Annotated in this window: 18 protein-coding genes and 2 pseudogenes; 19 read left to right on the plus strand and 1 reads right to left on the minus strand. The window is 60.4% G+C overall.

Features of this window, described 5'->3' with window-relative positions:
* Nucleotides 1-21 precede the first annotated feature (21 nt).
* From TU34_RS19395 to TU34_RS24400, 14 genes and pseudogenes are all read left to right on the plus strand, one after another.
* Nucleotides 22-888, plus strand: coding sequence for an SDR family NAD(P)-dependent oxidoreductase (locus TU34_RS19395; protein ID WP_045824569.1), 867 nt, complete (start codon nt 22-24; stop codon nt 886-888).
* Nucleotides 885-1955, plus strand: coding sequence for a ferredoxin--NADP reductase (locus TU34_RS19400; protein WP_045824570.1), 1071 nt, complete (start codon nt 885-887; stop codon nt 1953-1955). Before TU34_RS19395 ends, TU34_RS19400 begins: the two co-directional genes overlap by 4 nt.
* Entirely contained in the window at nt 1945-2859 is a 915-nt protein-coding gene (locus tag TU34_RS19405; RefSeq protein ID WP_045824571.1) for an alpha/beta fold hydrolase, read from the plus strand. The genes TU34_RS19400 and TU34_RS19405 overlap by 11 nt, the downstream gene beginning before the upstream one ends.
* 72 nt (nt 2860-2931) lie before the next feature.
* Entirely contained in the window at nt 2932-3726 is a 795-nt protein-coding gene (locus tag TU34_RS19410) for a TetR/AcrR family transcriptional regulator (protein ID WP_338063017.1), read from the plus strand.
* A 1111-nt stretch (nt 3727-4837) separates the two neighbouring features.
* On the plus strand, nt 4838-5572 hold the full coding sequence (locus TU34_RS19420) for an MlaE family ABC transporter permease (protein WP_045824573.1): 735 nt from the start codon (nt 4838-4840) through the stop codon (nt 5570-5572).
* A 9-nt stretch (nt 5573-5581) separates the two neighbouring features.
* On the plus strand, nt 5582-6448 hold the full coding sequence (locus tag TU34_RS19425; RefSeq protein ID WP_082080463.1) for an ABC transporter permease: 867 nt from the start codon (nt 5582-5584) through the stop codon (nt 6446-6448).
* 8 nt (nt 6449-6456) lie between these two features.
* Nucleotides 6457-7491, plus strand: a complete 1035-nt coding sequence (locus tag TU34_RS19430; protein WP_045824574.1) for an MlaD family protein — start codon at nt 6457-6459, stop codon at nt 7489-7491.
* Nucleotides 7488-8492 (plus strand): MlaD family protein, encoded by a 1005-nt coding sequence (locus TU34_RS19435; protein WP_045824575.1) that lies wholly within the window; start codon nt 7488-7490, stop codon nt 8490-8492. The genes TU34_RS19430 and TU34_RS19435 overlap by 4 nt, the downstream gene beginning before the upstream one ends.
* Before the next feature lie 59 nt (nt 8493-8551).
* The gene (locus TU34_RS19440) at nt 8552-9487 is read left to right on the plus strand and encodes an MlaD family protein (RefSeq protein ID WP_238981394.1); all 936 of its coding nucleotides are present in this window, start codon (nt 8552-8554) and stop codon (nt 9485-9487) included.
* 41 nt (nt 9488-9528) lie between these two features.
* Nucleotides 9529-10551: an MlaD family protein gene (locus TU34_RS19445; RefSeq protein ID WP_238981395.1), complete on the plus strand. Its 1023-nt coding sequence runs from the start codon at nt 9529-9531 to the stop codon at nt 10549-10551.
* 56 nt (nt 10552-10607) lie between these two features.
* Complete coding sequence (locus TU34_RS19450) at nt 10608-11588, plus strand: MlaD family protein (RefSeq protein ID WP_238981396.1); 981 nt, start codon at nt 10608-10610, stop codon at nt 11586-11588.
* On the plus strand, nt 11585-12541 hold the full coding sequence (locus TU34_RS19455) for an MlaD family protein (protein ID WP_045824578.1): 957 nt from the start codon (nt 11585-11587) through the stop codon (nt 12539-12541). The genes TU34_RS19450 and TU34_RS19455 overlap by 4 nt, the downstream gene beginning before the upstream one ends.
* A 131-nt stretch (nt 12542-12672) precedes the next feature.
* Nucleotides 12673-13260 carry a hypothetical protein gene (locus TU34_RS19460; protein ID WP_238981397.1) on the plus strand — a complete coding sequence of 196 codons (588 nt, stop codon included), beginning with the start codon at nt 12673-12675 and terminating at the stop codon, nt 13258-13260.
* A gap of 230 nt (nt 13261-13490) precedes the next feature.
* Nucleotides 13491-13655 (plus strand): annotated as a pseudogene (locus tag TU34_RS24400) (TetR/AcrR family transcriptional regulator); the annotation flags it as partial.
* Nucleotides 13656-13767: 112 nt separating this feature from the next.
* Here the strand turns inward: TU34_RS24400 and TU34_RS23220 are convergent.
* Nucleotides 13768-14775: pseudogene (locus TU34_RS23220) on the minus strand (helix-turn-helix transcriptional regulator); the annotation flags it as partial.
* Between the two features lie 230 nt (nt 14776-15005).
* Here TU34_RS23220 and TU34_RS19465 point away from each other — a divergent pair.
* The 5 genes from TU34_RS19465 (at nt 15006) to TU34_RS19485 (ending at nt 21424) form a co-directional block, all read left to right on the plus strand.
* Nucleotides 15006-16127, plus strand: coding sequence for an acyl-CoA dehydrogenase family protein (locus tag TU34_RS19465; protein ID WP_045824579.1), 1122 nt, complete (start codon nt 15006-15008; stop codon nt 16125-16127).
* Nucleotides 16128-16653: 526 nt separating this feature from the next.
* Nucleotides 16654-17064, plus strand: a complete 411-nt coding sequence (locus tag TU34_RS19470) for an SCP2 sterol-binding domain-containing protein (RefSeq protein WP_045824580.1) — start codon at nt 16654-16656, stop codon at nt 17062-17064.
* Between the two features lie 48 nt (nt 17065-17112).
* Nucleotides 17113-18729, plus strand: coding sequence for a fatty acid--CoA ligase (locus TU34_RS19475; RefSeq protein WP_045824593.1), 1617 nt, complete (start codon nt 17113-17115; stop codon nt 18727-18729).
* A 43-nt stretch (nt 18730-18772) separates the two neighbouring features.
* Nucleotides 18773-19879, plus strand: coding sequence for an NDMA-dependent alcohol dehydrogenase (locus tag TU34_RS19480; protein WP_045824581.1), 1107 nt, complete (start codon nt 18773-18775; stop codon nt 19877-19879).
* A 147-nt stretch (nt 19880-20026) separates the two neighbouring features.
* On the plus strand, nt 20027-21424 hold the full coding sequence (locus TU34_RS19485; protein ID WP_045824582.1) for an aldehyde dehydrogenase family protein: 1398 nt from the start codon (nt 20027-20029) through the stop codon (nt 21422-21424).
* Nucleotides 21425-21561 lie beyond the last annotated feature (137 nt).

Raw genomic sequence — 21561 nt, forward strand, 5'->3', positions numbered from 1 at the left:
TCGACAGAGTGGGTTTACAAAGTGACTAGTTCGACGTCAGGCGACTACGCATCAAAGGTCGCTGTGATCACCGGCGCGGCGTCGGGAATCGGGAGATCGTTGGCAGTGCAGTTGGCCGAGCGCGGTGCCTCGCTCGCCCTGTCTGATATCGACGAGATGCACCTGAAAGAGACGGCCGACATCTGCCGTACGAAGTACGGCACCACGGTCGAGACCTCAGTTCTCGATGTTGCGGACCGCAAGGCGTTTCAGGACTACGCCGACGCGGTGCAGTCGTCCTTCGGCAAGGTCAACCTGGTCTTCAACAACGCCGGCGTCGCCCTCGGCGCCGACGTCGTCGACATGTCGTGGGAGGACTTCGACTGGCTGATGGGGATCAACTTCGGCGGTGTCGTCAACGGCACGAAGTCGTTCCTGCCGCATCTGATCGCTTCCGGCGACGGGCATCTGATCAATACCTCGAGTGTCTTCGGTCTGATCGGGATCCCGAGTCAGAGCGCGTACAACGCTGCCAAGTTCGGTGTTCGAGGGTTCACCGAGGCTCTGCGCCAAGAGATGAAGATCAGCCGCTACCCGGTCGTGGTGACCTGCGTTCACCCGGGCGGTGTCAAGACGAATATCGTCAACAATGCTCGTGGTGTGTCCGAGATGGGCGACACCACGACCATCGCGTCCATGTTCGACAAGATCGCTCGGAGCACGCCCGACAAGGCTGCATCGACCATCCTCAAGGGCGTCGACAAGAAGCGGGCACGTGTGCTCATCGGTGCTGACGCCCGTGGCTTCGACTTGGTAGCACGCGTCGTCGGCCCTCGCTACCAGGACATCGCAGCGCCTCTCACACGTGTGGGATATGCGGTTGCGCGCAGGCGGGGAATCATCAAATGACGGTGGAGCAAGACGCGCCTCCGGCAGCTGGATCGCGAGCTCGGGCACTCACCGTGGCCGACGTCGTTCAGGAGACGAGCGACTCGGTGACGATTTCTTTCGAGGTCCCAGACGAGATCATCGAAGACTTCAAGTACGCGCCGGGTCAGTTCGTGACTGTGAAGATCCCGTCTGACGAGACCGGTCACGTCGCTCGCTGCTATTCACTGAGCAGCTCGCCCTATGTCGATGATTTCCGTGTCGAGATCGGTGTCAAACGTACCCGCGACGGTTACGCGTCGAACTGGTTGTGCGACAACGCGACGGTGGGCATGGAAATGACAATTCTGGCTCCGTCCGGCCAGTTCACCGCGAAGAACCTGGACGTGGACATGGCGTTCTTCGCCGGCGGGAGCGGGATCACGCCGGTCCTGTCGCTGGTGAAGTCGGCGCTGATTGCCGGCGCCGGAGAAGTGGTACTATTTTACGCCAATCGCGACCGCGAGTCAGTGATGTACGGAAGTCAACTCGAACAGATCGCGTCAGAGTTTCCCGAGCGGTTCTCCCTGATCAACTGGCTCGAGTCCGAGCGCGGCATTCCGACTGCGCAGGCGGTGACGCAGATCCTCCGTAATCACAAGGGCACTGAGATATTCATTTGCGGCCCTGCGCCTTTCATGGACCTCGTCGAGAATGCCGCGGACGAGTGCGGGGTGGACCACGCGAATGTCCATCGCGAGGTCTTCCAGTCGTTGTCCGGCGATCCATTCGACACCGCAACACTGCGGCGTCTCAGCGACGATGAGGGTATCGCCACGGGGACCGTGTATCTCAACGGCGCCTGCATAACCGTTGACTGGCCGCGGAACACCCCTCTTCTCGATGTGCTGTTGTCGCAGGGGTACAACGCTCCGTACTCGTGCCGTGAAGGTGCGTGCAGCGCATGCGTGTGCAGGCTGGTCGAAGGCGAAGTCGATATGGTCCATAACAACATTCTCGTCGACGAGGATGTCCAGGATGGTGAACGTCTTGCGTGTCAAGCGCTTCCGTTGACCGACGCAGTCACGGTGAGCTTCGATGGTCTCTGACGTTCAGGCGGCAGTGTCGGCAACTCGACGGGTCAAAGAGGTCCTGTCCAAGGATGGAACACGCTTGTGGGTCGAAGAGTTCGGTCTCGGGATAGACGCCCCGCTCGTGGTCTTCAGCCATGGTTGGGCGTGTCAAGGTCGATTCTGGCGCCCACAGATCGAGCACTTCGCCAAGTCCAATCGTGTAGTGGTTTATGACCAGCGCGGACATGGCTGGAGCGATCGTGGACGCACCGCGTTCACCTCAGCCGCGCTCGGCGACGACCTCGAGGCCGTTCTGCGAGCCGTGGTGACGCCGCCTCACAAAGCGCTGGTGGTGGGTCACAGTATGGGTGGAATGTCGGTGATGGCGTGGGCAGACGGGCATCCTGACTCGGTAACTGAGCTCGCGCGTGGCGCTGTTCTGGCCAGCACCGGTCCGTCGGAACTGGTCAGCAAGTCGACGCTGATCGGATCGCGTCCGTCGCTTCGCGCACATCTAGAGCGCGCCTTCGGTGCAGGTCTAGCAGTAGCGGGACCGGAGATGCCCAACAGCGCACTCACCCGGCGCTTCGTGAAGTACGGCACCATGGGTCGACATGCCCCAGTCGATGTGGTTGCCGAGTGCTGCGCGATCGTTCTCGAATGTCCCCCATCCGTGCGGGCCGGCTGGGGGGGCGTCCTCGCCACCATCGATGTCGGTGCGGGGTTGGATGCTCTGACTGTGCCGACCACGGTTGCCGTGGGCGAGGCGGACAAGCTCACCCCGCAGGCCCACTCGATCGTAATTGCAGAACGTCTACAACAACGTGGTTGGTTGCATGAGACGGTGACCATCCAGCACGTCGGTCACATGATCAATCTCGAGGCCCCGCGGGAGTTCAACGACGCGGTCGGCCGACTGGACGCAGCCACACCCCGCTAGGCGTGTGGCGTACCAGCAGATTGCAGTGTGATTGAACGGCGGTGCCCACGCCTGCGATGCAGGTCCTCGAGGATGACCCAGGCTCGGTGGTTGGGTCGCACCGCTGGTAATCTCGATACTGATATGTCTGTCATTCGCCGGATCTCAGCAAAGCCCCACCAGGTTCAGAAACGTGTGTTCGATGCACGAAATACCCGCTGGGATGACCATAGGCTCGTGGTCAGGGCCGAGCTTTCGGACGCAGCAGTCCGCGCGATCGACAAGTGTGGCCAAGGTGTCAGCATGGAGGATATAGCAGCGGAGGCCGGAGTTTCGAAGCCCAAGTTGTACCGCCACTTCGGCGACAAAGCGGGTCTATACCGGGCGGTGGGTTCGAGGCTGGGAACCATGATCTGGGAATCGGCCGAACTGACGTTGCAGGACGCGGGAAGCGCGCCCTCCGTGGATGAGGTCTTCGGCTCTTTGATCCGTTCTTATGTACGATTGGTCGCGAAGCACCCGGCAGTTGTGCGCTTTTTGATCAGCCACAAGATGTTTCAGTACTCGGTCTCGGGGGATGGCGGTGCGGCGGACGAGTTGAGGTCGATTGTCGAGATACTGGCCGAGCAATTTGCGACGCACCTACGGACCATTGATGCCGACACTTCAACTGTTCCAATCGTGGTGGCATCCATCCTTGGTTCAGGCTTATCGGCGACAGAGTGGTGGTTAGACGGTGGTGCAGAGCAGGGCGTAGATGACGAGTTGTTTATCGCCCATCTGCAAGATACGACATGGGGTATAGTCGAAGCTGCTTCCCGCCGGCTTGGTGTCGATTTCTCTCGAGACCGGTCGATTTCAGATGTTGGCTTCGTGACGCGTCGTTAGCCCGCTCGATCAGTCCGGATACGCGGTCGTAACGCTTGGTTAGGCTCTGCTTCGCGATGTGGATACCGGGCTCGATGGTAGGGCGCTCTTGAGAAAATTGTGCTGCCCTCGCTCCAGGAAGTCTGTATTCGTTCGATTGAGGCTCGAACGTGGCGCCATACGAAGGTGGCGATCTGATTTGCGAAGGCACGGGCCCTATCACTAGCTGACCTACCGTCACAGTGACGGAAGGTCAGCTAGTGAGTCTCGGTTCTCGGTGATCTCGAGATGACAGGGTTCGTGGACCGGGATGGTTGCGTGCGTCGTAGGTCTGTACCTGCCATCCTTCCTACGTCCACAACGGTGAATCTGCTTCTCGTTGATCGGCATGGCCTGGCGTGTAGCGGGATGTCCGCGCGCGGTTAAGCCATGCACCGGATTCGCCCGGGCATACGTTCGCTGTATCTCGTGGAGATCGGCCTCAGAATCAGCCGGACTCGACGACCGTTGCACTCGCCTGGGTAAGACGAGCAAGCCCGACCGCCCCGCGCGCCAACCGCTTCGACGCACAAGCCCTCAACGAGTATGTTCCACAGCGCGGCGCTTGGCGGTTCGGCCCTGAAGTTGCCCTCCGCCACCTCGCGCAGCGCATACCTTTCGGCTCGGCGTCGGCGAGGAGTCGTTGAGCAGGTCGTTTGCTTCCGGAGCTCGTGAAGTTCCTTCGCGACGTCGGTGTACATACCGCCATACGAACGTCGCCAGTCATACACTGTGGCGAACGACACCTCCAGCTCGGCAGCAAGCTTCTCAGAGGTCTCGCCCGCCGCGGTGAGCTCGTCGGCACCGCGCAGCCGGTGCACGATCTACTGCGCGGAATGCCTTTTCCGTCGAGCCATGTGGTTATCGAAAGCCATATCCGCGCAGCTCACGGCAACAGGGAGCAAAAACAGGATGCGCAGATAGCTGCGGACATGCCAATTTCCTGAACCGGTGACCGTACTCCAAGTACCTGATACCCTCAGGAACGAATTCGCGATGCAATACGGATCTGTGGTGTCAGGAGCAATCAATTACCAGTCGAATAGTGGGTCGAACGGCAGACAGCCTGGCGACCTTTGGGAGTACAGCCGCGATGGCGGGCGCTGCGCTGAGATGGACTGTCCGCGACATCGCCACCGGCCGCTTCCCGTTCCGGGAATCCATCACGCAAACCTGGTTTGTGATCACCGTGACCACTCTGCCGGCGATTCTGGTGGCTATACCGTTCGGCGTCATCGTTTCGGTGCAGGTCGGGAGCCTGACCCAGCAAGTGGGCGCGACATCTATCGCCGGAGCCGCCGGCGGACTCGGAATCATTCAGCAGGGAGCGCCGATCGTGACGGCGCTCCTGCTCGGGGGTGCGGCGGGATCGGCCATCGCAGCCGACCTCGGCGCGCGGACGATCCGAGAAGAGATCGACGCGATGGAAACCCTGGGCTTGAATCCGACACGCCGAGTCGTTGCGCCACGCGTTGTCTCAGTCCTCGTCACAGCGCCGATGCTCTGCATGTTGATCGTGTTCACGGGGCTCCTGGCGGGCTACATCATCAGCGTGAACGTTCAGGGAATCACCCCTGGCAGCTACACCGCGTCCTTTGCGTCCTTCGCGTCTGTGACAGACGTCGTGGTTGCTCTGATCAAGTCGCTCGTGTTCGGTCTCGTGGTCGTCGCGATCGCATGCCAACGCGGACTTTCGACAAAAGGTGGACCGGCGGGAGTCGCGCAGTCGGTCAACGCGACGGTCGTTCTGGGTGTCGTGTCTTGCTTCATCATCAATGTGCTGATCACACAGCTCACGACCATGTTCGTACCCCAGACCATCGGATAGCAGATCAACATGAACCTAGCCGTACCTTCTGTTCAAACGAGACCTGGCATCCGGACACTCGCCGGAATAGCGAACGCAACCACCGGAATTGCCGAGCAGGTGGGGCATGTCTTCACCTTTGTCATCGAAACGGTCATGGGACTCCGACACGTGGCGACCACATATCGGCGTCAGACGTTGCTCTACATACAAGAGTTCGCTTGGGGCCGTGGAGCGGTCTTAGTCGGCGGCGGCACGGCGATCGTTCTGGCCATCCTCGGTATTGCCGTCGGCGCGTCCATCGGCATCCAGGGCTACGCGTCACTTGACCTGGTCGGGATGAGTTCATTGACCGGATTCTTGTCGTCGTACGCAAACACACGCGAACTCGCCCCGATTATCGCGGCGATCGGATTCGCGGCTCAAGCGGGCTGCCGCTTGACCGCAGAGATCGGGTCGATGCGTATTGCTGAGGAGATCGATGCCCTGGAATCGATGGCCGTGCGTCCGATTCCTTTCGTAGTGAGCACGCGAGTGGTTGCGGCGGTGACCACAGTTATCCCGCTATACATCGTCACCCTCATTCTCGGGTATTTTGCCGCCAAACTGGTCGTCACCATCGGACGCGGACAATCGGGCGGCACCTACGATTTCTATTTCAATGAATTCCTTGTGCCACGCGATTTGTTGTTCTCAGTCATCAAAGTGTTGGTATTCGTCGTTTCCGTTGTCATTATTCACAGCTACCAGGGCTATTACGCCACAGGCGGAGCAGAAGGAGTCGGTCGTGCCTCAGGCCGAGCGATTCGGAGCAGCCTCATCATCATCGTCGTCGAGGACATGGTGCTGACACTGTTGATGTGGGGCTTTGATTCAGGCGTCCGGATCTCAGGGTAGGGGTTCAGATGGCTGTCTTCAAAGATCTATCCGGGCGTGCGCCGTCGCGCAAGAGCCAGGTCGTACGTGGCGTGGCTGTGCTGGTGGTGGTGATCATTGCGGGTTACTTCGTTGTCGACACCACGACGAAAGTCAACGCGGACAAGACTTTCACCTTGAACACCGATGTGATCGGCGATGGGTTGAAGGGCGGTTCGGAGGTCAAGTATCGGGGCCTGACCGTGGGGCGAGTGTCGAGTGTCAAAGTCGGCACCCGCGGCACGGCCGTGAAGATCGAATTCACCGGGGGAAACGGCGCCATACATCCGAAGCAGGGTTTGTCGGTAAATTACACCTCCGCGAATGCTTTGGGGCCGACTGCTCTCGAGATCGTCGACCTGGGCGACGGAGCGCGGGTCCGAGACGGAGGAGTGGTCAGCGTCTCGCGGGCGCAGACCGAGCAGACCTCGGTGTCGACCCTGATCCGCAAGATCTCAAACCTGGTCCAAGTTCTCGATCAACCGTCGTTCGAAGCGGTGACGAAGTTCATCGTCGATGACTCTCAGACATTCGCCGACACCGGTAAGTTGGCGTTCCAGATCGCACAGCTCACCCGCGATGTACAGAGACGACCTGTCGGTAAAGACCTTGCGATTGCTGCTGATTTGTCTCAAGGCATTGCGGATTTCATGAAGCCATTTATCCCGGGCGTATATCTCAACGTAGACATTGCTGAATTCTTCGGTAATCAGCGCGGCATCGACATCGCAAAGAGCAATCTGAAGGATACCGGCGAGGTGCTGTTCGGCGGACTCGGCGGCCTGTTGACGAAGAATTACGCGACGCTCAGCTCACTACTGGACGTAGGGCTTGATCTCGCACTTCCTGTTGCACGTTCTGCGTCGGGTCTGGTTCGGACCATGGACTCGGTCCCGCAGATCCTTGACGGAATCGACAAGGCAACGCCGCGTGTCGACAACAAAGTGCAGCTGCAGGTCGCGCTGATTATTCGCACGTCGCCTGCTCTGCAGAGCGCGCTGGCGGCGGGAAGGGCTGTCAAATGACTATCAAGTCGTTGGTTCCCACGATTATGAGAATCCTGATTTTTGTTGTGGTGATCGGGCTACTGACCTATGTGATCGTCGCCATTCTGGAGCCGGCTTCGCAGGATGGGAGTTCGGAACATTCCGCTGTATTCAGCGATGCGTCGGGCCTCAAGCCCCGCGACGGGGTGCGCTTGGCCGGCGTCAAGGTCGGATATGTGACGGCGGTCGATCTCAAGGGCGCCACTGCCGTTGTGCGATTCCAGCTGAACAAAGACATCACAATCACTGACAAGACGAGTGCTGCGGTGCGGTACCAGAACCTCTTGGGCCAGCGATATGTCGAGCTCATCGGTGCGCAGCAGAACGACACACAAGGGTCGCTCACTCAGGTGGCCCTCGACAAAACCATTCCATCGTTTGACGTGTCGACGCTGTTCAACGGATTCAAACCCGTCTTTGACACGCTCAACGCCAACGAGATCAACGAGTTGCAGGCCAATCTTCTTCGAGTCGCGCAAGGCGACGGTAGTGGGTTATCTCCGGTTCTCAAACAGGTCGAGAACATCACCGCCTACGGCAACCAGCGATCTGAGATCATCACCAATATCGTGACCAGCCTCGGCCGGGTTTCCGATCAGCTGCGTGGACGATCGGCGCAGTTGGTAGAACTCGTCGACAAACTGGGGTCGATTGTGGACGCCTTCAGCCGTGTCAGCGACCGGCTCCGGGCATCGCTCCGCGAGGTCAATCGGTCACTTGCCAATACCGTGAAGATCGGTGAGCAGTTCGAGTCGACGTACGACGACAGCTACGCGGTGATCTACCAACGATTGCTGCGTGAGCCGGGTGATTCACAACGACTTCTCAATGGAGCAGTTCTGCTGAAGCCGGTCCTCGACGCATTGGCCGGTGCAACCCGCGCGACCACGTCCGAGGCGAAATGTTCCGGTAGTCCGCTCACCTTGCCCAGAACCGCCCAGATCGCGTTGATGGGCCAGCGATTGGTTGTGTGCCAGTGAGATCCGTGTTCAATTCCAACCGACCGCACAATCGGCCCGAACGCGGACGGAACCTAATCGTGGCAGGCGTGCTGGCTCTGCTTCTGGTCGTCGGTCTCGTGATCGCCGGCGTCACCTACGTCATGCCTCCTGGGCAACGAACCCTGTCGGCACAGCTGATCAATACAGGCGGCTTGAAGTCCGGTGATCAAGTCCGCATTGCCGGTATCCGTAAGGGCAAGGTCTCGGCGGTGGATCTGACCGGGACGTTCATCACCGTCAAGTTTCGGCTCGACGACGCGATTCCAGTTCGGTCGAACGCCACGGCGAACGTCCGTCTGGTGACGCCGATCGGCGGGCGGGTCCTGGACCTGAATCCAGGATCGGGATCGCAGAAGTTGTCGGGACCGATACCTCTTGTGCAGACATCGAGTACCTACGATATTTCCGACACGCTCGAAACCACCACACCGATTTTTCGCGACGTCAAAGCAGTTGATCTGCGCAAGACAGCCGACCTGTTGCAAAAGGCGTTCTCCGACGGAAACACGAACCTCCCAGACGCTTTACGCAACACCAGTAGCCTGGTCGATCTGCTCGAGCGACAGTACGGTCAGCTCGACAGTGCTGTCTCGCTCTCTGACGAGTACGTCAAGGCGCTCGCCGACCGCAAGCAGGTGCTGGTCGACTTTCTGCGCCAGCTGAGTTTCCTCGCGAGCACACTCGGCCCTGACATCCAGAACGTGCGGGATGGATTTGACTATTTGCGGCGCTTGTTCAAACTCCTCACCAGGCCGCTGGTTGCATATCAAGACGGGATCGAACCGTCGGTTCAGCAGTTCAAGAAGCTGCTCGACAATGTTGCAACTGGGTTGCCGGGGTATTCGAACGCGCTGACACAAGTCGACCAGATCTCGCGTCAACTCGGGATCCTGCTCGACGCGCCCGTCAGCGCACCGACCCCTCAGAAGCCCCAATTACGTATGTGTATCCCGACTGGTGAGGACAAATGTTGAGACGAGGATCGAGATCGTGGCTGGTTCCCACCGCTGTCGTGGTGGCTGTCCTGGTCGCGGTTGTGGGTGGGGTCGTCGGCCGCTCCGCTTCCGACGGCAACACACGCACGATGTGCGCGATCTTCAGCGACGCCTCCGGTCTATTCAACGGGAACGCAGTTGCGATGCTCGGTAAAAAGATCGGAAGCGTCACAAAGGTCGCGCAAAACAACGATGACGGTGGACGCGGGGTTCGCGTCGACATGAAGGTCGACAAGAACGTTCCGCTCCCCACGGACGTGGGTCTCACGTTGGTGTCGACGTCAATCGTCACCGAGCGGCAGATCGAGTTCACAAAGCCCTACGCCGGTGGAGCCCGCTACAACGGAATGCAGTGTGTCCCTCTGGCCAACACGAGAACCCCGCTAGGAATCAGTCAGACGCTCGAGTCCTTGAGTAGTCTGTCTGATGATCTCGTCAAGGACAATGGCCGGAACACTGATGCCGTTCTGCAGTCGCTCAATCTTGTCGCCCGCAATTTGAATGGGTCCGACGGAGATATCTCGTCAATCATCAAGAATTCCGCGGCGTTGATAAACGATCCGGCAAAGCGGGACGGTCAGATCAGGCGTATTGTCGGAAATCTCGCCACACTCACCGGAGTGGCAACCGATAATTCTGCACAAGTCACGGCCCTGTTCGACCATTTCGTAGAAGCCATCCAGGTCATCGTTGCCTTCGGCCAGACGTTTGGCGCTGCCGTCGAATATGCGGGCGTATTCGTGCCGATTCTGTCCCGGCTGTCGACCGACTTCGGCCCGCCCATCTTTGCGATCGGTGACGCCGCGGTACCGCTGATCGCCAAGGCTGGCGATCAGCTGAACCTTGTGGCCGCTTCCGCGGCGCGCACTGCGGACCTCATCGTCAAATATCCTGATTCGCAATCCATCCTGAAGGCGTTCGCCGTGTCGTTGCCGCTCCGTCAGGTTGTGGGTGCGTGCAACAGTCGGGCGGCAGCAGACGTTTGCGCTCCCGGCGGAGCCTCCGCCGCAGTATCTTCGTTGATGGGTGGAGTACCGCGATGATCAGGGGCATTCGGTTACGACGGGGATTGCCGATCCTCATGTCAGGGGTCTCCGTCGTGCTGGTAGTGACGTCGTGTGGCATCAACGCGGACAACCCGCCGTCGTTCAATACTTCCGGTAGCCGCGGGTACAGCATCGGCATGGAGTTTACGAGTGCGCTGAATCTCCCCGCGCAGGCGAAGGTTCTTTCAAATGGTGCAGATATCGGGACGGTCAAGGACGTCACCTACGAGAACGGACACGCACTGGTCCGGGCTCAGCTCACGTCAGATTCGCGACTTCCCGCCGATTCCCGTGCTGAGTTGAGGCAGGACACTCTACTGGGTGAGATCTATGTCTCGATTCTTCCGCCTAGCGATCCGACGACCGCCGACATGTTGAGATCCGGCTCCGTCATCCCGCTGTCCCGAACCGAGCCGGCGGCCAATGTCGAGGACGTGATGCGCGGCATGGCCAACGTCTTGGGCGGAGGCGAGCTGTCGAAGGTCCACACGGCGATCTCAACGCTCAACACCGCGTTCCCCAAGAGTCCAGAGCAGTTCGACACGCTATATCGGACCACGCTCGCCACGTTGTCGGAGGTCTCGTCGAACACGGACAAGCTCGACGTGGTATTGACCTCCGCCAACCGAACGCTGAAAGTTGTGTTATCGGACCCCGCCGCGTTGGATCGCGTGCTCATCAAGGGTGGGAAAAATTTCTACGGACTGGGTTACACCCTCATCGACGTCGCGCTCCTCATCGCGAATCTGCGCGACTTTTCTACGGCGGCCGGTGCAATCGTCGACCCTGAGAACTCGCGGATCGTGCCATCGGTGGCTGCCATAGCCCCCGTTGTCCGTTCGCTGGCGAATTCGGATATCTACTCTGCAGCTGTCACCGAGCAAGCGACCCGCGTCATCCGCGACAAGCTGATCCCGTTCGTCGGCTCACCGAACGTCAACGTGTCCGGAATTTCCGTCGACAACCGTGACCTCGCTCGCCGCGATGCCAGCTCGTTCATCACAGTCTTGAAATCGATCGGAATGCTGCCATGACCCGAGGTGCGCGACTCTCTGCGCTGGCCCTGTTCGTCGTCCTCGTTGTGGGCCTCACCTACCTCGTTGTCGTCGTCGCTCGCATCAACCCGGCGCGGTCGGACTATTCGCTGACGGCATACATAGACGCCTCCGGAGGCCTCTTGGACACCTCGCCGGTGATGCTGCAGGGACTGCCGGTGGGGAAGGTCACCGCGATCCACGCATCGGACAGCGGTCTCAAGGTGGACATGAGCGTCGAGACCGGAACGAAGATCGCGCGAAACAGCGTAATGACAATAGAGAATCTGTCGGTAGCGGGCGAACAATACGTCAACTTCATACCTGCCGATTCGACCGCTGCCGGATTTTATGGCAGCGGCGACGTGGTGCCGCCCACCGCTGTTCACGTCTATCCGTCGGTTCCACAGGTGCTGCCCAAACTGTCATCGGTTGCGGACGCACTAGATCCCACCGCAATCGAATCCATCAACAAGACCGTGTCGCAAGCGGTGGACGGTCGGCAAGCGGACCTGGCCACGATCGGTGACATGATGGGTCGCCTTGTCGACTTCGTGGGCAAAGACGGTGCCGTTCGGGTGACCGCGGACAACGCGGAGTTCTTGCTCGGATTGCTGTCGAACGCCGGCGACGTTCTCAGTGCCGCAACCGTCGAGACGCCGGCAGCAGTCGGCGGGTTGGCGCGAATCCAGCGGGCGTTCATCAAGTTCTCGGCGACGTCATATGACAAATGGCCTCCCATCCTGAAGCTCGTCACAAAGTTGAACAGTTACCTGCAGATCCTCCAGCCCGATCTGGTGGCCATCACCAGAGCTGTCAAACCGGCAACGGCCAAGGTCGCGAACACCTATGTCGACTTCGGATCGATCGGCGACCTTCTTTCGCGTACATTCCCGACGTCGAAACCGGGAAGCGCGCAGATTCCGATCAACGCGTTACCGTCACCGCGGTGATGAAACTGAACACTGCGACCCCGGCCGCAGCGCAAGAAAGGCCTCACATGACAGACCACGAACAATCGAGTGTGGGAACGCCTCCCGCACAGAGCACCGAGTCGGAGAGCACACCAGGTTCAAACGTGGTGGTGAGCGAGCCCGTCGACACGGTCGACGATCCCATTCGCGAAACGGCGGACCGTGACGCCGTTGCCGCAAAAAAGCCGCGGCGATACCTCACGGCGCGTGCTCGCGGCGCGATCGCGATTGTCCTGATCGTGGTCTTAGCGGTGCTGGCAGGTGTGTTCGCCTACCTGTACGTCGACGCCGACGATGTGAATTCCGCCAAAGATGCCGAGGCCACCCAGCGCGCACAGGCAGCCGCCGCGGCAGCGGACTACACCACGAAATCACTGACGTACAGCTACCAGAACACCGACGCCTTCTTCGCGGCAGTGAAGACGAATGCCGGCGACGCCCTGGTCAAGCGGTACGACGAGGTCCGTTCGACGTTGACCCAGATAATGCAGCAAGCCCAGGTGCAGGCCACCGGCCGCGTTCTCGCGACGAGCGTCACGGGGAAGACCGACGGGAACTACACGGTGATGGTCTTCGCGAACCAGAAGACCCAGAATGTACAGAATACTCAACCAAGCGAATTGCCGACGTTGCTGAAAGTGGTGGTTACGAAGAGTGGTGAGGGCTGGCAGATCCTGGATTACGGTCCGCCCTCGTAAAGGACGCGGGGTGACCCGGCTGAAATTCAAAATGAAGAGCGCCATACAAAGGAGGGTGAGGCGCCGTTGCGCTAGATAGCGAAGATTTCCGGGTGTCCGAGGGCAGTGTGCATCGCGGCCTGAACCGTTCAACGCCACGAATAAGCCAGAGTGGGGGCACTACCGGCGATCATCTGGGCCGTTCGTTTCACATTGGACGAAGCTGCGGCCAGCCCCTTGCTCAACCGCAGCTCGACAGTGACGACGTCGCTGACGGTATCGATGCGCTTGTTCGGTTGACGGTGAGTCATCTCGTTCTGCCTGCCGGTGATAGTGATGCCACCGGTCGGCAGATCTCGCGGGTTGCCCTGCGCTATCTGGGACTCGAGGAACCGCTCGCCACCCTTGACGTCTGAGGCCGTGTCGTCTCACGGCGCCGGCCGGTGTCCCGCCGTGCCGTCCCCAGGTATGCCCACGGCCCCCTTGATCGCAGGCGTAGGGGATCGATCCGGGGCTGGGCCGTCGGTGCCGTGCGTGACGGAGCTCGCTGGGAGAGTAACCGGTCAAGCGCTTGAATGCGTGCGAGAAGTTAGTCAGATCGCTGTAACCGAGTTCGAGCGCGATCTGGGTAGCGGACATGGATCGGGTCAATAGGAGCCGCATGGCGAAATCGCGAAGACAGGACTGTTGCAACTCGCGAAAAGTGGTCCCCTCTGCGGAAAGTTTCCGCTTCAGAGTGCTCGTTGATACGGACAATTCGCCGGCCACCCACTGACTACTCCGCTGCCCAGGTGCCGTTTCGATTAAAAGTCTCACCTGCTCCGAGACTGACGTTGTGCCTTCCCGTTGCTCGAGTGTGTGCTTCAATTCAGCGATCGCGAGCCGGTAGGCGAGGGGGTCGGAAAATCGACACACATCGTCAAGCGTGTCCGCGGGAACGTGCAGATACGACATTGGAGCGTCAAAGAACAAGCGCCCGGCAAGCGCTGAGTCGTCCTTGGTACCTGGCAGCGCGACGGGCGCCGGCCAACTCACGTGAAGGCTCACGGTTGGCGCGCCACCGGCGAGCATGTCCAGCACTCGCAACAACGCGGCCCCGCTGTAGGTGACCGCTAAACAGTCGAGTGCCCAATCGCCGGTAATTCCGGTAAGCCAGACCGTCAGGCCCTGAGAGTCCCAATGGAAGTGTGGACGTAGGGCTGTCGAGATCACCGGCAGGTAGGCGAGCAGTTCGACGACCTCGGTGATCGAGCCTGCACTGACCAACGGCACACTCAAGGCCCCGAACGACGTCAGCCGGGCCTGTTCTGCAAAAGCCAAACCCAATCGGGTTGCCTGATCGCTGTCGAGTTCTGGGTAGGCCTGTCTGAACCACCGCAACGGCGCCGGGGTATCACGCTGGAGAAGGGTCGCCTCGTCGACCCCTTCGGACCGCATGATGCTGCGCAGTCGCGCGACCGCGACCGGATCGAGCGCAGGACTCTGCAGCATCTGGACGAATACGAATGGGGGTACTCCCTCGTCGTTGAGGTTCACGATCGTCCTTTGAGCTGAATCCACAAGCATCTGACTCTAGTGAACATAGCCCTTGGTCTCGTCCGCCACGAGAATTTACTCAGACCCCGAACCGGGGATTCGGGTACCAACTCGACGAGTGGTGGCGTTCTCGGGTTTAACCACCCGGAACCCGTTCCAGTCAGTGGCGACGTCGGTTGCCGTAGTAAACAAAGTGAGGACACTTGGTGGTCAGCAAAAGTTCGAGCTGGATGGACGACGACCTCGTCGCGCTGCGGGATCTGGCGCGCGCATTCTGCGAGAAGGAGATCGCTCCCAATATCGACCGGTTCATTGAGCAACATCACGTCGACAGGGATCTGTGGACACGGGCGGGAGAGCTGGGACTACTTTGCATGTCAATCCCCGAAGAGTTCGGCGGCGGCGGCGGAACTTTCGCTCATGAAGCAGTGTTGATCGAGGAGCAGGCGCGCGTGGGCGATTCCGCATGGGGTGCCCCGCTGCATAACGGAATCGTTGCCCACTACCTGCTCGAGTACGGAAGCGATGCGCAAAAGAGGCATTTCCTGCCTCGTTTGGCGACTGGCGAGATGGTCGGTGCAATTGCCATGACGGAGCCGGGCACGGGATCCGACCTACAATCAGTTACTACCAAAGCGGTACGCGTCGGAGATGAGTACGTCGTGAATGGGGCCAAGACCTTCATCACCAACGGCGCTCAGGCGGACGTGGTCATCGTTGTCGCGAAGACAGATCCGGGCGCGGGCGCAAACGGCATCTCGCTGGTGTTGGTCGAAGGCGACCGGCCAGGTTTCCGCCGCGGCCGGGTGCTGGACAAAGTGGGTCAGCGCGGGCAGGACACATCCGAGCTCTACTTTGAAGACGTGCACATCCCCATCGAGAATCTCCTAGGTCCGACCGAGGGACAAGGCTTCATCCAACTCATGCAGCAACTCCCTCAGGAACGATTGATACTTGGGCTAGGGGCGGTGACAGTTCTGGAAACGGCACTTGAATTCACAGTGGAGTACGCCAAGGAACGCCATGCCTTCGGTAAGCCCATCTTTGCCGTTCAGAACACGAAATTCAAGCTCGCGGAGGTTGCTACCGACGCCCATATCAGCCGCGTTTTCATCGATGACTGTATTGCCCGCCATCTGCGCGGCGAACTTGATATCCCCACGGTCGCAATGGCGAAGTGGTGGACAACCGACAGGGCAATGGTGGCGCTCGATGAATGCCTGCAATTGCACGGCGGTTATGGATACATGAACGAATACCCAATCGGTAGAATGTGGGCTGATGCGCGGGTTCAGAAAATTTATGGTGGGACAAGCGAAATCATGAAGGAAATCATTGCTCGTTCACTCTGAACGGCCGTGGGCGGTGGTTCCTGATGGAAAAGCGGAATCATCGCTGTCCGCCGCGACATAGCGTGGGAACGGTGGAGGTGATCTCGAACGTGCGGGTACGAGACAAGCGCTGCGGGGCATGGGTGGCCTAAGCGCGATGTCCGGGACACGACGCGGCGTGGGCGCCTCTTAAAAGTAAGCTCTGCTTACGATGCTACAAAAACGTCAAAACGTCACGAACCTTGACATTCGATGCGACGATGTTCCTGACAAACGTGATCAGCAAGCATGGGAGTCGATGTGGGAACTAGCGCATCCTGCACACTCGGCCGCGTCGTAGGGGCCGAGACGAGTGCAGCACGCCAAGTCGTGGTGCGGGGCTGTGCGCAATTTTGGCGTGATCGGCCGATGCTGGCATGTCGCCGAATTGCGCGCCCTGCAATGGCGTTTCACACGCGTCTGACATCCACCTGCGAGAGCCTCTCAGGCGCGCTGCCGCTCAACCGTTAAGAAGCTGTTCCCCAACAAGGATTTTAGGAGGTTCGCAATGGCAGTGTTTAAGAACGAGGACGAGGTTTACAAATTTCTCGCGGGCATATTTCAGCGTGGTCTTGAGGTCGAAGGTCTGGCGGACAAGCTCTCGGGGTCGGGCGTGGTGCTGCGCGTGCACTACACCGATCCGGATGCGGTGGTGACAGTGGATATGCCGAACAAGGTGGTGGAGACCGGAGCGTCGAGTACCGCGGTCCCCAATGTCGAGTTGTTCATGTCCTCGGACACCGGTAACAAGTTCTGGCTGGGGAAGGTGAACCTCACGATGGCCATGGCAAAGGGAACCGTTCGTGCCAAGGGCCCGGTGCCGAAGCTGCTCAAGTTGATCCCGCAGGCCAAGAACCTGTTCCCCGAGTACAAGTCGATGCTGCAGAGCGAGAATCGGCAGGACCTCATCGATGCGTGACGACCATCTGACCGCTGACGACAGGATGGTGGCCTGGTGAAGAGCACCATGCAGGACGTTAGGTTGACCGTGTCGTCGATAGTGCGCAATGCCTCGATGGTCCATGGCGATCGCGAGGTGCTGACCGCCCGCGGACCCGGGCAGATCTCCCGGGTGTCCTACCGGGAGTTGGGCGAACGCGCGGCTCGGCTGGCAAATGGCCTACGCGAGCTCGGTATCGGGGCAGATGAGCGCGTCGCGACGCTGCAGTGGAGCAACCAGGAGCATCTGGACTGTTACGCGGCGGTGCCGTCGATGGGCGCAGTCTTGCACACGTTGAACCTGCGGCTGCCGGCCGAACAGCTGACGTGGATCGCCAATCACGCCGAGGACCGGGTGATCATCGTCGACGGCACCGTCCTTCCCCTCCTCGCGCCGGCCCTGCCGGCGATGACGTCGGTCCGCACGGTGCTGGTCACCGGTGCGGGTGACCTTGCCGCGGTCGAGGGGTGCGGAAAGGACGTTCTCCGCTACGACGATGTACTGGCCACCCAGTCGAGCACCTTCGACTGGCCTGACGTGGACGAGCGGTCCGCCGCGGCGATGTGTTACACCAGCGGCACCACTGGACATCCGAAAGGTGTTGTCTACAGCCATCGTTCGACGTGGTTGCATTCTCAGGCGGCGTGCACCTCGAATGCCCTGGGCATCGGGCATGACGACATGGTGCTGGCGATCGTTCCGATGTTCCACGCCAATGCATGGGGACTTCCCTACGCAGCGATGATGGCGGGTGCGCAGCTGCTGCTGCCTGACCGCTTCCTGCAGGCGGAGCCGTTGGTGGAGATGATCGAGGCAGAGCGACCGACGATGGCGGGCGCTGTTCCAACGATCTGGACCGACGTTCTGCACTATCTCCGGGACAGTCCCGGCCACGACGTGAGTTCGTTGAAGATGGTCGCGTGCGGGGGCTCTGCGGTTCCGCGGTCGTTGATGACCGCATACGACGAGCTGGGCATCCGCATCGTGCAGGCGTGGGGGATGACCGAGACATCGCCGCTCGCCGCGGTCGCATTGCCGCGGTTCACCGACTCTCCGGAGCGGTCGCTCCAGATTCGTGGAACCCAGGGTCGGGTGGTGGCCGGGGTGGAGGCACGCATCGTCGATGACACTGGCGCCGAGCAACCTTGGGACGGAAAGTCGGTAGGTGAGATTCAGATCCGCGGCCCGTGGATCACCGGGTCGTACTACGAGCACGACAGGCCAGCGGTGTCGTCGGACGGGTGGTTGTCCACCGGAGACGTCGGCACGATCAGCGCTGACGCGTTCATCACCCTGACCGACCGCTCGAAGGACGTCATCAAGTCCGGCGGTGAATGGATTTCCTCGGTCGAACTCGAGAACGAGTTGGCCGCTCATCCCGCGGTACGCACCGCCACGGTGATCGGTGTGCCCGACGAGAAATGGCAGGAGCGCCCGCTGGCCGCGGTGGTCCTCGACGGCGACCGCACCGCCACCGCGGCGGAGTTGTCGGAGTTCCTTCGTCCGCGGGTGGCCAAGTGGTGGTTACCGGAGCGGTGGACATTCGTGTCGGAGATCCCACTGACCTCTACCGGCAAGTTCGACAAGAAGAAGCTACGCCGCCAGCACGCCGACGGTGACCTCACCGTCGAGACACTCGCCTGACGGGGCTACCGCGGCAACCGGATGTATCGACCGAAGGAGAGTCATGAAGACACGCGCTGCTGTTCTGTGGGGACTGGGGGAGAAGTGGGAGGTCGTAGAGGTCGAGTTGGATCCGCCCGGCCCCGACGAGGTGATGGTGCGGCTGACCGCTAGTGGGTTGTGCCATTCCGACGAACACCTTGTGACCGGTGATCTACCTTTCCCGCTGCCCGTCGTGGGTGGTCACGAGGGTGCCGGCACCGTGGTCGAAGTCGGTGCGGGTATCGAGGACATCGCCGAGGGTGATTCGGTCATCCTCACCTTCCTGCCGTCGTGCGGACACTGTTCGTATTGCGCGCGCGGCATGGGGAACCTGTGCGACATGGGTGCGGCCATCATGATGGGCCCGCAGATCGACGGTACCTACCGCTTCCATGCTCGCGGCGAAGACATTGGCCAGATGTGCCTGCTGGGGACATTTTCCGAGTACACGGTGGTTCCGAGATCGTCGCTGGTGAAGATCGATACCGGGACACCGCTGGACAAGGCTGCGCTGATCGGCTGCGGTGTCACCACCGGCTACGGGTCGGCGGTGCGCACGGGCGAAGTACGCGCCGGGGACACGGTGGTCGTGATTGGGGCCGGTGGCATCGGCATGAACGCCATTCAAGGCGCGCGAATCGCTGGCGCGTTAAACATCATCGCCGTCGATCCCGTGGAGTTCAAGCGCAAGCAGGCCGGCGTGTTCGGAGCTACTCATGCCGCTACCTCGATCGACGACGCGTGGGCACTCATCAGCGACATCACTCGCGGCAAACTCGCCGACGTCTGCATCCTGACCACTGATGTCGCCGAGGGGTCCTATACTGCCGAGGCGCTCTCACTCGTCGGCAAGCGCGGACGCGTAGTGGTCACCGCAATCGGACATCCCGAAGACACCTCAATGTCAGGTTCGCTGCTCGAATTGACATTGTATGAGAAGCAAATTCGCGGTTCCCTCTACGGCTCGTCCAACGCCGCTCACGACGTCCCACGGCTGGTCGAACTCTACAACGGCGGACAACTAAAGCTCGACGAGCTGATCACCCGCGAGTACACCCTCGACCAGATCAACGAGGGTTACGAAGACATGCGATCAGGACGCAACATCCGAGGCCTCATCCGATTTTGACGCTCCACGGCGGCGGAGAACTCCTATCGGCGGTGGCGACGGTAGGCGGTAAAGCTCGTGCACGGCAGGCCATGCGCCTCCACGGTGCGCTTCGGGGACGCTCCCGCTCACACGCGAAACGCCCTGCAACCAGGAAGGCTAGATCACATGGCACTACCAATGGAATCGCAAGGCGTCAGGACCGACTGTAAGCAACTACTCGACGAGGTCCGTCGTGTCGCAGAGTCAGGACGTACGCGCGATCTGCAATGGCGCTTGGATCAACTGGCAGGGATCGAGCGGCTCTGTACGGAGCGCGAGGGCGAGATCGCCGCGGCGTTGGCCGATGACCTTGGTCGCTCCCCTGTCGAGGCGTGGCTTGGCGACATCAACGCCACGAAGACCGAAGCCGGCTTTGCGCGAAAACACCTCAAAAAATGGATGCGACACAAACGCGTGTCACTGCCTCTGACTCAGTTGCCTGGTCGCGGGTGGGTGCAGTACGACCCATTGGGCGTCGTGCTGGTCATCGGGCCGTGGAACTACCCCCTCTATTTGACTCTGGGCCCATTGGTTGCAGCGGTGGCAGCCGGCAACTGCGCAGTGATCAAGCCATCCGAGCTTGCGCCGGCAACCTCCGCGTTACTAGCCCGCGTGGTGCCGGAATACCTTGATGCAGAGGCGATTCGAGTCGCGGAGGGAGACGGGGAGACTACTCAGGATCTGCTGCGTCAGGGGTTCGATCATGCCCTGTTCACCGGAGGCACAGAAATCGGTAAGAAGATCATGTCCACCGCCGCGCTGACGTTGACTCCGGTGACGCTCGAGTTGGGTGGGAAGAGCCCGGTCGTGGTGGCCGCCGACGCCGACATCGACGTCGCTGCGCGCCGGATCGCATGGGTCAAGTTGCTCAACTCAGGCCAAACCTGTATCGCCCCGGATTACGTTCTGGCGGACAAGTCGATCGCCGGCGTCTTGGTGAAGAAGATCATCCAGAACATCGCCGAGTTCCGGTCCGCCGAATCGGAGTACTCGCTGCCGATCGTCAATGCGCAGCAATTCGACCGGTTGGTCGACTTACTCACCGCCACCCAGGGCACCATCGTCGCCGGGGGTAACTCGAACCGGGAAAGCCTACGTATTGAGCCGACTGTCGTCGTGAATCCGCCCGACACCGATGCGGTCATGGCCGGTGAGATCTTCGGGCCCGTCTTGCCGGTCCTCGCGATTGACTCGATCGACGCAGCGGTATCTGAGATCAACGCCGGACCAAAACCATTGGCGCTCTACATTTTCACATCTTCGTCGCAGCAGGCCCGCCACCTGGTCGACCGCATCCCATCTGGTGGTGCGGTCATCAACCACGTCGCGCTGCACTGCTTGATTCCGCAGCTGCCTTTCGGCGGCGTGGGTGCCAGTGGGATCGGCGCCTATCACGGCAAGTGGGGGTTCGAGGCCCTGAGCCACCGCAGAGCAGTGCTGTCCAAACCTGCCAAACCCGATCTGAGACTGATCTATCCGCCGTACACCGAACGTACGGTCAAGTTACTACGGAGACTCCTATGAACGAGCTTTGTGAACACCGGTTCAACGTCATCGCTCGGACCACTCGTCGGGAACGACAAGCGGCTGTAACACTCGGCATCGTGACACACCGGGCCTGGCCGTTGAGCCAAAGTCACAACCTTTTGGACTCGGACGGA

Source organism: Williamsia herbipolensis, from assembly GCF_000964005.1.
Lineage (GTDB): Bacteria > Actinomycetota > Actinomycetes > Mycobacteriales > Mycobacteriaceae > Williamsia_A > Williamsia_A herbipolensis.